The sequence below is a fragment of the Aestuariivirga sp. genome, assembly GCF_047602625.1.
In the GTDB taxonomy this organism is placed as follows: Bacteria; Pseudomonadota; Alphaproteobacteria; order Rhizobiales; family Aestuariivirgaceae; genus Aestuariivirga.
This window is the reverse complement of sequence record NZ_JASGGV010000002.1, coordinates 2,097,853-2,110,637: the sequence shown is the minus strand read 5'-3', so window position 1 is coordinate 2,110,637 and position 12,785 is coordinate 2,097,853. Positions and strand designations below refer to the sequence as shown.

12 protein-coding genes are annotated in these 12,785 nt (G+C 52.1%); 2 read left to right on the top strand and 10 right to left on the bottom strand.

Annotation, left to right across the window (positions count from 1 at the left end):
• Nucleotides 1–76: 76 nt before the first annotated feature.
• The 5 genes from qatA to QM694_RS15445 form a co-directional block, all read right to left on the bottom strand.
• Nucleotides 77–2,035: a Qat anti-phage system ATPase QatA gene (qatA, locus tag QM694_RS15465; RefSeq protein ID WP_415007815.1), complete on the bottom strand. Its 1,959-nt coding sequence runs from the start codon at nucleotides 2,033–2,035 to the stop codon at nucleotides 77–79.
• A gap of 362 nt (nucleotides 2,036–2,397) precedes the next feature.
• Nucleotides 2,398–2,931: a His-Xaa-Ser repeat protein HxsA gene (gene hxsA / locus QM694_RS15460; protein WP_415007814.1), complete on the bottom strand. Its 534-nt coding sequence runs from the start codon at nucleotides 2,929–2,931 to the stop codon at nucleotides 2,398–2,400.
• Nucleotides 2,928–4,013: a His-Xaa-Ser system radical SAM maturase HxsC gene (hxsC, locus tag QM694_RS15455; protein WP_415007813.1), complete on the bottom strand. Its 1,086-nt coding sequence runs from the start codon at nucleotides 4,011–4,013 to the stop codon at nucleotides 2,928–2,930. The genes hxsA and hxsC overlap by 4 nt, the downstream gene beginning before the upstream one ends.
• On the bottom strand, nucleotides 4,010–5,419 hold the full coding sequence (hxsB, locus tag QM694_RS15450) for a His-Xaa-Ser system radical SAM maturase HxsB (RefSeq protein WP_415007812.1): 1,410 nt from the start codon (nucleotides 5,417–5,419) through the stop codon (nucleotides 4,010–4,012). Before hxsB ends, hxsC begins: the two co-directional genes overlap by 4 nt.
• Nucleotides 5,416–5,670, bottom strand: a complete 255-nt coding sequence (locus tag QM694_RS15445; protein WP_415007811.1) for a hypothetical protein — start codon at nucleotides 5,668–5,670, stop codon at nucleotides 5,416–5,418. The genes hxsB and QM694_RS15445 overlap by 4 nt, the downstream gene beginning before the upstream one ends.
• A 206-nt stretch (nucleotides 5,671–5,876) precedes the next feature.
• Here QM694_RS15445 and QM694_RS15440 point away from each other — a divergent pair, with 206 nt between their 5' ends.
• Nucleotides 5,877–7,217 (top strand): tyrosine-type recombinase/integrase, encoded by a 1,341-nt coding sequence (locus QM694_RS15440; protein WP_415007810.1) that lies wholly within the window; start codon nucleotides 5,877–5,879, stop codon nucleotides 7,215–7,217.
• 17 nt (nucleotides 7,218–7,234) lie between these two features.
• Here the strand turns inward: QM694_RS15440 and QM694_RS15435 are convergent, their stop codons facing one another.
• Together QM694_RS15435 and QM694_RS15430 are read right to left on the bottom strand one after the other, a co-directional pair.
• Nucleotides 7,235–8,122 (bottom strand): LysR family transcriptional regulator, encoded by an 888-nt coding sequence (locus tag QM694_RS15435; RefSeq protein ID WP_415007809.1) that lies wholly within the window; start codon nucleotides 8,120–8,122, stop codon nucleotides 7,235–7,237.
• 56 nt (nucleotides 8,123–8,178) lie between these two features.
• The gene (locus QM694_RS15430) at nucleotides 8,179–8,472 is read right to left on the bottom strand and encodes a hypothetical protein (RefSeq protein ID WP_415007808.1); all 294 of its coding nucleotides are present in this window, start codon (nucleotides 8,470–8,472) and stop codon (nucleotides 8,179–8,181) included.
• Between the two features lie 226 nt (nucleotides 8,473–8,698).
• Between QM694_RS15430 and QM694_RS15425 the strand changes: the two genes are divergently transcribed.
• On the top strand, nucleotides 8,699–8,857 hold the full coding sequence (locus QM694_RS15425) for a hypothetical protein (RefSeq protein WP_415007807.1): 159 nt from the start codon (nucleotides 8,699–8,701) through the stop codon (nucleotides 8,855–8,857).
• Between the two features lie 131 nt (nucleotides 8,858–8,988).
• On the opposite strand, the gene QM694_RS15420 is transcribed toward QM694_RS15425, so the two are convergent.
• From QM694_RS15420 to QM694_RS15410, 3 genes are all read right to left on the bottom strand, one after another.
• A complete protein-coding gene (locus QM694_RS15420) occupies nucleotides 8,989–9,915 on the bottom strand; it encodes a hypothetical protein (protein WP_415007806.1) in 927 nt (308 codons plus the stop codon).
• Nucleotides 9,916–10,836: 921 nt separating this feature from the next.
• Entirely contained in the window at nucleotides 10,837–12,270 is a 1,434-nt protein-coding gene (locus QM694_RS15415) for a hypothetical protein (protein ID WP_415007805.1), read from the bottom strand.
• Nucleotides 12,271–12,348: 78 nt separating this feature from the next.
• Nucleotides 12,349–12,735: a hypothetical protein gene (locus QM694_RS15410; protein ID WP_415007804.1), complete on the bottom strand. Its 387-nt coding sequence runs from the start codon at nucleotides 12,733–12,735 to the stop codon at nucleotides 12,349–12,351.
• Nucleotides 12,736–12,785: the final 50 nt, after the last annotated feature.

Below are 12,785 nucleotides of genomic sequence, written 5' to 3'. Positions count from 1 at the left end.
TGGCCATCGCCCTGCAACCAGCTCGGAACGAGAGGTGTGCCACCGCTTGCACCGCCGTAAGCGCTCGACGTGCCCATCAGCGCACTCCTTTCCGCGTGCGGAGCGCGGCGCTCGCTGTCGTCTTCAAGAAGGTCGAACCGGACGTGGACCATCCTTGGAGCAACTTCTCTAGGCGCAGCAGAGCATCAGAATCCTTGATGATGCCCTCCCAACCCGATGCGGGCCACGGCCCGCAACGATCGGCTGGCAGGGCTTCGAGCAAGTCGAGAAGATTCGCCTGTAATGTCGGATGAGCGCGAACCAGCACGGCGATTCCCTCTATTCCAGGAGGCGCGGTATCGAAGGCATCCCCGCCCATGACGCGCCCACGCAGTTCCTCGAAGACTTGGGCGGCCTCGGCCGGAACGAGTTGTTTGAGTTCTCCCTCAAACGCTTGAACGGCCAGTTTCGGCCCGAGCAGCTTTTCGACCACCGCCGCGAGGCGCCCGAGCACGGAAGCAGCACCGAAATAATCCTTTCGATCCTTGGTCACGAACAGATAGGGGCGCAGATCGACTTCCGCCAAGAGCGGCGACAGCCGCGCCCAAGCCCGTATCGCATCGGCTGCTTTCCATTCTGTCAGGATGGCGCTGTCCTTGGACTCCGGCAAAGCGATCGGCTTGGTGTCATCGATGGAGCTGATTTTAGGCCCGGTCCGCTTGGCTTTTGGGGTCGGCTTCTCCTCAAACGCCGCAGCTTCTAGCGCAGTCAAATCCAGGCAGCGGCCATCCGGATCGCGGGCTGCGGCGCTGGCGATTTGGTCGAACAATCTGGAAAGGAAGCGTTCGGCCAACATGAGTTTGGCCAGGACGGGCAGCTTCACGTCGTCTCCGAAACCGCGAGCGAGCGCAGTTTGATAGCGTAGTAATAGGGTGTTCAGGAAGCGCTTGATCTGGCGCGGATTGCCCTGAGTGCCACTGGCTAAGATCGGGCCGATCTGATCGCTCAACGTGAGCGCGTTTTGAACCTTGCCCTTTTTGTCGCCCAAGGCAGCGTTGACAGTCTGCGCGTCTAGCCCAGCCGTTTTCCAAGGCCGCTTGAGCAATTCGCGCGCAACGGCGATGAGCGCCGAGTAAGCGGGATCGCCCTCGTTCAGCTCGGCGCCGATGAGCAACAAGGTGACGTAGATGCGGGTTTCGGTTTCACCCAACGCGGGAATCCGGAACGGTATCTGGATCAGCTTTTCGAGATAGTTGCGGGCGTAATCGCGAGGCCCGGTCGTGTCCGGCAGCTCAGGGAAATGCTTGCGTACTGAATATTCGATCATCGCCTCGTCGGCCGCGACGATGAACGCGGTACGGGCGGTGAATACGAATAGGCGGACAGCTTCTAGCGTCTCAATCGCAGTGTCTGGCAGGCAGCGGTCGAGATCATCAATGAGCACGATCAGTTGCTTCACGCCGGCCTGCTTGAGCAGGCCGTCAAAACCTTTCCGGAACGCCTCGATCTCTTCAGGAACGTTCTTCGACTCTCCGGGCTTCAGCAGCCCCTGAACACCGTGGATGGCTTTGTCGTAATTCTCCTGCGTGGCGAGTTTTGAAGGATCCGAGAAGATCCCCTTCAAGGTGCCAACCACAGCGCCAACCTGGTCTGCCGTGGGGATGCCGGTGAAGGCTGTTAATGCGAGCCCACCCCCATGCCGCGCGACCTTGAGCCAGTCGATCCGACGGAAGATATCTTTTACGGCTATGCCGGCCTGAGTGAGCAACGGGCGCTTTTCAATGAGCCCGGTGACGATCCCCTCAATCAACGCGATCTTGGCGTCTTCGAACCCCTGAAACCGCCAGCCATTGAATTTTATACAGAGGACGTCTTTGTCTGAGATGAGACCGTGCTCGATCATCTCTAGGATACTGGATTTACCGGCACCCCAGTCGCCATGAACCCCGATCGTTACAGCACGCTCAGGTTTTTCACGCAGTAGTTCTATGATAGTCTTGGCTATCGCCTCGTTGTTGAGAAGATCAACCTTTGTCTCGTTGTCAGTAAGAATCATCTCAACCTCTAGTGTCAGAAAATCATAGCGATTGTGCCGTTCCCTTGCGAACAGTTTGCCGCAACATGCGGAGATTAGATATATGGCCCTGTACGTAGTACGGCTGCCGCTTAATCCATGCTGAAAGCATTCTAATATTGCCAAGAGGCATTAAATTACTCCGGCGACAGTCTCAATAACTCCATGACAGCAAGATCCGGTTTCCTGGCGCTTTGCGAAGGTGTTTCGATCACACTCTAGCACTAAACTTAGAGGTCGAAGCGAGGTCCTACTTACCGCACTTAGCGTGTTGCAGTTCTGATTTTATTCACGACGCGCACTTCACAGCATATTATATCTTACAATTGATTTTATGCCAAATACTACTGAGCCGTGATTCTGAGTGCATCCAATACTTGCGGCGTAATAGTGCCAGTGACTTTTAGCCCGTAATCCGTTTGCATACGGCTCAAAGCATCTCTGGTATCCGGCCCAACCTTCCCATCAGCCTCGCCTGCGTAATATCCATAAGCTATCAACGCCAACTGCACTTGGATCACAATCGCCTTGAACTTGTTGGAATTCCCCGGCAGCGTGACCAGCGGCGGCTTTTGAGCTGGTGGCGTGTATGTAGGAGTGGAATAGAGATTTGGCGTATAGACTGGCGGCGTGTAGGGCGGCGGGTCATAAAGGTAGCCGCCAGTTCCCGAAGACCGGTGGCTGGAATGGCTGGCATGTGAGGAATGGCTGGAATGAGATGCCAGCCAATACCGGTGATCCAGCGAAAATATCTTCGAAACAGTGCCATTGGGTTCCTTTTTTGCAGCCGTTCCAAGGGGATTTGACAGCGCCGTTGTATCTCTGAGCGGCGTGAGACCGGCAGCAATCAACGAAGGTATCAAGAATGCGCGTTTCATTGAGCTGAAATCCTTCCAAATCCCTTGTCGTGCTTGTACCACTCAAAAAAGCCGGTACAGCTCTCTCTCAATCCACATGGCGCGCATTCTGGCAAGAATTTTTGCTTCCAGTCCGATATCGTCGCTGGCGCCAGCTCTCGATATTCGTGGGGCACTGTACATAGTGGGAAATTGAAGAGACGCACACACAAGCCGGCGGCTCTCGCAATATCCACAGCCTTGGCAATCATCGAGAATTCTTTGGAATGATCGAAAAACAGCTGCTCCCAGTTCTGCCGCCCATAACCAATCGGTTCCAGCTGCATAATCGACCATTGGCTAATAAACGCGAGATTTGCGCAAACGAATCTCGCTAGCTCATCAAACTCTTGAGAATTCCATTGGGTTATAACTGTTCTCAATTCGATGGCCGCTCCCACTTGAAATAGTATGCCAAATGAATCGAGCAGCTTGTTGTAGGCACCTTGCTTCGCGACGATTTTGTCGTGAGTTTCCGGCAAATGAGAATATAGAGGAATTCCCCATGTAACGGCACGGGGCTCCAACGCGTCAAAAAACGAAAAATCACCTTTATCGAAGTGCTGGCCATTCGAAAGAATATGGAAAGACAAATCTGGGCGCTCATTGACGGCAGTGGCTAGCAAGTCAAACAGTTGCGCTTTGTAAAGTGTTGGCTCACCGCCGGACAGTCCGATCGTGCACCCCAAGGGCGCAAGGCGCACCGCCGCCTTGAAGTATTCAAACCAATCGAAATGCTTCGCCTTTGGGGGTTGTGAGCACATCACACATGTTTGATCGCAGCGTTCAGTGATGAGAATTGTGTTGTGGCGTGAGTTTGCGCGTATCAGCCTTTGGGCGGTTCCGCCCTTTGGCACAACCAGCACAACGTCGCCGTCAACATCACCAGCTTGGACGCCATGGAGAACGAAATCACCGCGGCCAGACGCAAATGAAAGACAGGATTCGTCGCAAGAAACGAGATAGGCATCGTCGCCAGTCAGTTCAGGGTGCCAATCGCGGAACAATCTGACCACAAAGGGGTCTGAATTGTGCGAAGTTGCCCGCAGCCTTAAAGGGATCATGCGTGCACCTTGGCGTATTCGCGATTCCACACTGGCAAACCGACCCAAGATGCCAGCGACTGCTGTGTCGCTGCGTCGCCGCGATATAGAAGTTCAAAAGCCTTGTCGAAAAGCGCTGTATGCCGCTGGCAAAACCAAGTGCTGCCTCTTGGGATATCGACTCTCCCATACCGCGAGATATCGTCTACAATGTCAGTGCCGCAATAGGGCTGATAGACACAATGCACACAATCTGGATCGAAATTGTTCATCGATCCAGCATTCAGCGTGCCGCGCGAGCTCTCGTCGATGCCAGTCCAAACAGTCCCGATGCTCAAGTCGATATGGCCAATTCGAGCTAGCATTCGCGCTTCATCGGTGGGATACAAGCGGCCATCAAAGTCGATCAGTATATAGTCTTCTCCCAACAGATTCGGATTGCGGATGTCGACATGATTATCGATACCCGAGAACAGTATTCTCTTTAGGCATTGTGAGAAATAATACTCTCCGACCGCAGTTTGAGAGTTTGCATTATGGCGGATTGCAAACTCAAGGAAGTCGGAGTGGTACCTATTCCACCTTTCAGTCACTTGTGCTGAAGGCGGCCGCTTGCGTGCGAAGCCATGATTGTTGATTGGCCGAAGATATATGGAGCTAAAGCCATAAGCCAAATAGGTAGCTAATAGATCGTTGATATTCGGTGGGTTGAGAGGATCAATGGTTGGAAGCGCCGAAATATTTGATCTATCTTTCCTCGACAAGAGAGAACTCACATTCTCAAAGAATTTTTGCGTCAGTGCAGCATCGTGCGTCCTGGCCTGTGACTGGAAAATTGCAGGCCCGTCTATAGATGTGCTGACGTCCACGTCGTCATGCTCTATGAAGTTCCATTCGCGCGGCCCAAGATGTTGAAGATTTGTGCATACGACAAACCGCGCATTCTCAAAGCGAGATTTGCAAAAATCTCGAATACGCTCCAAAAGATCGACGCGTAACAGTGGCTCGCCACCCTGAAACTCAATTTTGATCGTGTCTGTCTGGAGTGCATCTAAAAATTTAATCGCGGCTTGGCATGTTTCTTCGTCCCAATCATATCCCTTGGCGCGCTCATCCGCTCGCGAAACCTGACAATATGTGCACGTAAGATTGCAGCGAAGGGTCGGCACCAAAATGACGTAGGAAAGGGGTTTGGCATGGGATTGCCGACGGAGCCATTTGTATGCAAATGAGCGAAATGCCAAGTCTTCTTCATTCTCATACGAAAAGCCGTGTGATTGAAGAAACTCTTTGTCTTGTGGAAGAAGCTGGCTCAGCGCGTACCGATTTAGAAAATCTTTACCGGATGCGAAAAAATTGCCGGCGTCATTTGAAAACAGTGTCCCTACCCCCTGAACATCCCGAAACCTGAGGGGCCATGTTTTCATGAGCCGGCGACTGCAGCCAATAGCGAGCGGCGCATGCTCAAAGTTTCGGCGTATATTTTCTCTCGATAAAGGGCATAGAATATCTCACGCCGCGCTTTGCCCAAATCCAACCCTTGTGCGGCGTCCATGGAGATTTTCGCTTCCGTGGTGGACAATGTCCATTCGGGATGCAAATAACCGAGACGACCGATAGCAACCTCGATAAAGGGCTGAAGCGGCTCTGGAATCTCGAATGTTTCTCTTTGCGCCATAAATCATGCATCGCACAATAGAGTTTATGATTTGGCCAGTGTTGCCATAACGGCAAGATAATTCAAGCCCGAGCATTCCGAAACTGGCTAAAACTGCGGGGAATGTTTTTGAACAGGTCTTGTCTCAAGAACTTGTCATAAATTGCACCACTTAGCCGGCTAATAGGAGTGCGATTGGTATGGCAAACGCTTGAAAGCACCCAATCATGAATCGCAAATACGGTTTGGAGCATTTCGAGACGCACAAGGCGCGCATGGCGCTTCGCCCGCGCAGTCAGCCATATAATTATGTGATCTGCGAATACCTGGCACTTTCCTTCTTTCGTCATATCAAGAAGCCATCACGCTGGAGTGTCCGGGTCAGGGACTCGGCCGGACGATATCACTATGACCAGCTGGGGTTGGCCGAAGAGGGCCACAATGCCCCCTTGGAGCTGCGCCTGACCTTTGAGCAGGCATTGGCGGCTGCAAAGGATTGGCATGACGGTGCGGGCGGTCAAGGCATCGTCAAAAAGGACCCTGCACGGCTTCCCGCCTCCATTCTGTGGATCTGCCCACTTGGCGAGGAATATACTGTCTCTCACGTCATGGCTGATTTTGTTGGATGGCGGGGCAAGTTCAAATCGAAGTCGAACCACTATTCGATCGTTTCCTCCGCCAACCGTTACATCATTCCCTTGATCGGCTCCGTGCTGGTGAAGGACCTTGCGGCGAGCCATGTCAGGTCAGTGGCGCTTGCGGTCGAATCATCGGCACGCAGTGCAGGCCCGAACTCAGTGCCGAGAAGCATTGATCCTGTGAGCCTGCCTGCCGAAGACAGGCGGCGGCGGCGGGTAAGCGCCAATCATGTGCTACATATCCTTCGAAAGGCGTTGAAAACATCCTATGAGGAAGGGAAGATCACCAACGAGCACGCATGGCGCTATGTGCATGGCTTCCCGCAGGTTGACAAGGCGCGGATCGAATACCTGAGCTGGGTAAAGGCCAAAGAGATGGTTGATGCTGCCCAGCCGGATCTCAGACGCCTGATCCTCGCGGCGCTGTATACGGGATGCAGGGTGACTGAGCTGTTCAGGCTGACAGCCGGTGATCTTCTCGAAAACCGCATGGCTCTCTATGTCCGGCCGCAAAAGACTTACCGCGGTCGCACCATCGCCCTGCCCGAAGAGGGCTATGGCTTTTTCAAAGCCTTGGCGCGCGGAAAAGGCAAAGCAGACTTGCTTCTGCTCCGCCAAAACGCTCTGCCGTGGACCAGCTACGCGCTCTCCGAGGTATTCCGGCCTCTGGCAACACGGCTTGGCCACCCCAAGAGTTTCGTCTTTTACTCTCTTCGCCACACCTATGCGTCTCTCCTGCTGCAAGCAGGAACCCCGCCCATCGTGGTGGCACGTCAGCTTGGGCATCTCACAATGCAAACTGTCATCAGAACCTATGCTCATGTGGTAGATGATTTCTACGACGATGAGTTCCGGCGCCGCTTCCGGCCCGGCTTTCTTGCCGAGCCTGACCTGTTTTCGAACCAGATGGTGGGCGATGATGGGCTTTGAACTGCTCTGACGTGCTGTCAGCGGGATTTGGCGGCCGCAAACAGCGCCGTTACGAGGGGAGAGCGAGGCTCCTTGTCAATTGCCACGAGTCCGACCGAGTGCTCGACAGGAGGGTCCCTGAGGGGAATGGCCCGGACTTCCTCGAGCCTGCCCAGTGCGTCAATGAAATATTCCGGCATGATGCTGGCCAAGCCCATGGACTTGACTGAAGAGAGCAAGTTCATAATGGAATTGGTCTCGAGCCTTGGGGATGGATGGGCATTGGCGGCAGCAAAGGCACGGTCGATAATCCTGCGGTTCTGCATATTCGGGGTCAGAAGGCACAAGGGCTCCTGCGCTGCCTCGGCCCAGGTTACACCGTCCCTCCTTGCCATCGGATGGGCTTCGGCAACGAAGAGGCAGTAGCGTTCCTTGTAGAGGGGAACCTGGAGCAGCCCCTCAACGGGTTCATTGTCGAGATAGGTGATCCCCGCTTCGATTGAAAACTCGTGCAAGCCGCGGAGGATCTCCTCCGAAGATTGGGACAGAACGGTGAAACCGACGCGGGGGTGCAGTTGCTGCATCACATGCGTGAGGGGCGCGACCTTGGGAAGCGCTGAGGGAACGACTCCCAGGTTGATGTGGCCGACCAAATCTCCCTTCTTGTTGCGGATCTGGTCAAGCTCCCGCGTCAGGGATTGCCAGTTGTCGAGAATGGGTAACGCCCATTGCAGGACCCGCTCTCCCTCAGGGGTCAGGCCTATGAAGCGTTGCCCACGCGCTACGATGGGAACACCCAGTTCATGCTCCAGCTGCCGGATACGTCCTGACATTGTGGGCTGGGTCACATTGCAGGCCTGTGCTGCCCGCGTGAAATGCTTCTCGCGCGCGAGAGCCACAAGATACTGAAGCTGCCGGATGTCCATGTGAAGGACAGTATCCGGGAGCGGGCGGCAAGGGAAGCTTGGCTTCCAGCTTCCGTTCAGGAAGAGGATAAGCCACCCGTGAGCATGTTCACGGCGCGCTCCCATTCTTCAGCGATTGTCGGGGCGCGGCGGCCGCCGGCTCTCCGGTACCAATAGGCGGCATTGGCCTGATCGCCCTCGATCCAGTGTACAAGGGCATGCACCAGATCATAGGCCGGATCACCCTCGCCGCCCTGGGCGAGTTCATGCGCCTTTTGCCATTCTGGCCCCACGGCAAAATCACCCTTGCGCAGCCACCACAACGCTTCCAGCGGCGGCGAGAGGCCGGTGGGAAGGCTGTCGCTCTGCATCGCCGCCGGCACGCGTAGGGGGGAGAGGCTTGTTGCTCATGACTGGAGCATTCTAACGCACCTTCTTCCCATAATCGCCATTGGAAACATCAAATGGATTGAAAACACTTGGGTTTCCAAAAAGCTTAAAATGCTCTGATGGCGAATCCAAAACGGTAGTTGCAATGTTCTCTTGTTTTCTTTATATTCCTATCTTAGGAAGATACATTCACACCGGGAGTGAGAAATGGCCGCCACAAAACTTCGCAAAAACGCGCTTGCGGCGCCCCAGCATCGCGCATCCACCGCCGCGAAGCTTAAAATCGCCGCGGCTGTTATTGCGCTGCTGACGGCTCTCGCAAAGCTGTTTTCCATTCTCGTGCCTTGGATGAAGGAATGGAATTGAAGCCGGCTGGCTTGTGGCAATTTGGGGTACGATGTGGCACTTCCTCACTAATGCCATAGCACTTCTATGCATACTACCCTTAGTTAGAATTCCGGTGGCATTTTTGGCACCTGCCAATCGGCACATCCAATTCAGTTTTTGGAGCGACATTTTCCCTTCATTACCACCTTCACCTCATTTGTACTGCGCTCCACGACTTTTACTATTATGCTGTTCGTTTTGACATCAACAGTTGTAACAAATATCTTTATTTCGTCTGCTAACCCGTATGTGAATTCGTCGTCGTCAACTATTGCGTCCTCTACTAGCTGCCCCTTGTGATATACCTTTCCAGAAACCACTCTAATGTCGACATCATTGCCGCCTCCGTCGAGCCTGCATGCTAGCCTAAGATCACGCCCAGTTGAAACATTCTCCAACCACTCTATAGGAGCGTACCCGCTGTCTCTTATCTTTCGGGTGCCCCAGATGCTTTCAAGATAATGACCATCCGCTAAAATTATGCCATACAGTTTGGCTTCACCTCCCAATATTTCCCCTACTTTTTTGCCTCCAAACGACGGCTGAAGTGTAGCAAGCCGCTCAGCCGGTACTTTAGTCAAAAAGACGGCAACCAAGGCACTGTTCCGCACTTCATATGCGTTCACTGCAAGAACATCACCCTCACTTGTTAGAGTCACTGGCCCGTTGCCATCTAAATAAGCCATGCCGTTGCTACCCATTTTCTTTCGAATTTCATTCAGGGTAGTCACTCCAAATTTGAAGTAATGATAGTCTGCTGCGTTGTTAGACTCCCTGCCACTCCAATCGCTTTCCAACAACACAATCTTTCTGTCGGCGTTTCGAAAAATAACAGAAAAAGCGTTTCCATCTCTCTGCTTCAATATTCTCTTTGTGTACAAGCCAATTTCTTCATCAGCACCAATTCGCTGTGCATCAAGAGAAGAGAGTTGAGATATATCTGAGCCCACCTCGATAGACGAAAGAGATTGCGCCGCCACTTGTTTGGCAAGAAGTAGGCCTGAGATCGCACCAAACAATATTGCAAACCGGAACATCGCGCAACTTGAAGGCATTACAGTGACTCGTCTGTTGTTTCCATTGCTCCCGCCGTGTTGACACCGTCGGTTCCCAAATGGCTCGCGTTTTTATTCAACGGCGTTCTCTCCGGAGAGCATCGTGGCATGTGAACTGACGTCAGACAAGCGCTGGTCCAATTAAGAGGCGCTCACAACTGGCACCAGCGTCAAGTGATGGCAACCTGCCAGCGAACACCGCATTCTGTTCGACTGTAGGCCGACGCCGCCATTTAAGTGAACCGAAATCGCTAAGCTTCAACTCCCATACACATTAATATCTTTGGGCCCCAAGAGGTCAAATAGCTTCGCTTCAAACAGCCGCAAAAATTCCAAGACTTACGACCCGTCACTACAAGACCATCTGAAGCAATCTAGTCTCACTTCTCGTCGCCTCGGTACGCATTTCGCGCAGGTATTTTACTACCCCAATCTAGTTTTGACGAATTTGCTTGCTCCACCCTTCGTCGCCGACAAAGATGTGCCCAATATACTCCGCGCTTTCATCATCAGATCGAGGCACATACGTGAACACACACCCTTTGGAAAACGACAATAAGTTTATCTCGACACAACCTTCATGTGAAGGACAGTAATAAGCATGTCCACTTTTCATGAAATGTATGCCTGCGGGATTTGTAACTCTGTCACCAGCGTGTCCAGATACCGGGCCGCTACAGTCTTCAGGACCGTAGGTTGTCGCCGGACAAGCCGGAACCGCTGTCTTTAGCTGAACCAAACAACCGCTAGAAAATGCAGGGCTAGGGTTCACGGCCGAAACCGCTAGCACTATCAGGGCAACACTGACAATTCGGCGTTCTTCAATAATTCCGTTCATATTGTTACCCCCGGCCATCACTACATATTTGAATCGCCAACTCATCACCTGAATTTTGACAAACGCTAACTAGCACCCATTAATCCAAATGCTTCAATAACAGAGCAATTCGGCACCTCAATCCGCTTTTCGACAATACCATTACTTGTCATGAATTGATTGTTGTCAATCTTGCATGACTCGTCCTCTTTGAGGAGATATATAAGCCCGGCAAGCCCCGCCGATCTGCAATATGTGATTCCGTCGCTGTCAAAATATCCGCACGTAAGCCAATTTGTGCCAGCAGCTCGCACGACTTTGTCACCGATGCTGTTGCCGAGCGCATCCTTGACAAGGTTTCCAAAACTCCAGATGGAAGATATCTTTTTTGACTCCTCATCACCGTATACGCTTACTCCGGATTTATTTTTGGTCAGCATAATATGCAGGCCATCTTCAACAACGAGTTCGTTTTCATAACCTGGAAATGCCGTTGATAGTTCACTTATCAAAAACTTGTTGGATAAACTTATTCCTGCACCATCCCCCGCAGCTTTGACGCTGCTGCCAGTGAAGACTAATCCGTTTTCCGACTGCTCGGCCTTTCCTATTCCGTCGGCTGATGGGCGATCATTTGGCCTTGAACTCGCTTGATCGGTATCATCATCCTCTCCGCTGTCATCAGTCGAGTCGCCGGTCCCAAATTCGTCAGGCAATCCAGCAATGTCAGCGTAGCGAAATTTTGACATGTCGAATGTGGTTTGGAACGTTCGATCTAGGGGAATCCCCTCTCGAGAACCGCTTAGTTTAAGAATTATGGGATAGAAACGTTCCCGCAATTCTTGCGCATCGAAAAGAAGTTCAAAAGAATAGTCGGAACAAGTCTTTCCGGTCTGAATGTTTTTCCCACTTTCGTCACAGTTGCCACGTTCATCAAAATGGAGTGGAATCACGCCAATTTTTGTGACTGTGTCTCCAATGCTGGCAAAAATGGTGGTGCTTTCTTGGTCAATTCCCATCCCCGCCCAACCGTTGTCGACAGTCCACCCATAGTTTCCATTCGGCCCCAGTTCTCGCACCTTGAAATTCTCGGCTAACGGCAACGCGCCAAATGAGCCAAAGTCTTGATACAGGCTATTCTGCGCGATTTCGCCAAGCGCGCCATTTTTTGCGGTAAGAACGACAAGTCCAAGTACCCCCGAATCGGCATGACTGTTCTGAGGTTCACCTTGATCGTCGAGGCGCTCGCCACCGGCTACTACAAAATAGAGCTTTTGAGCACCAACGCTGACAGTATCCAATTTATGTGGTCGCATACAGTATAGCTGCCCTTCGTGTTTGGACAACCAGCATTTCTTCGCTTTATTATAGTTTCCATAGAAATTCCTCATAAAAACTTTCCAAAAAATGGTGGGATCGCGCATTACGGAGGCCGGAACATCGGCAGAACTGTTAGATACGGCACCAAAAGTGCAGAAAATTAGGAGCATAAAAACTTGAAGAAACGAAAGTGTTTTCATAGCCTCTCCTTTATTGTGCATATTCATTAATGCCTAAAGTCTCATATATTTGTAGCATTGAGGCTATTGGCTTTTCCTCTATTCTAACGTAATTGTGCCAATGGATGTTTGTAACTCAAGCCGAACTGGCTCTCCACAATTTGTTGTGTCGAAATATTGCAGCCCAGCAATTTTTCCAACGATTTGCATGTTGAGCGCTTCATCAGGCGTTGTTGCTATGCCAAAAACATAGTCGTCTCCCAAGCGCATGTCTCGGTTCACGCTAAGCGTGCATTCCGCGCGCCCATTCAACGATATGGATTGAAGGGTGATTTTTTCCTCGCAGTGGCTCACAAGATGGACCCACCAAAAGCTTTGCTTCATTTCGTTTCTCGTTTCGAACCGACAGTCGTCGGCCAGGGCTGGTATTGTTTCTGATAGCGCAACGATCATGAGGATCAGTGCGGTGCGAATGCGTTGTGTCATCGGGTCTCCGGTTTCATGTGGATTTGTATGAATCGCTCGAATTGTGACTG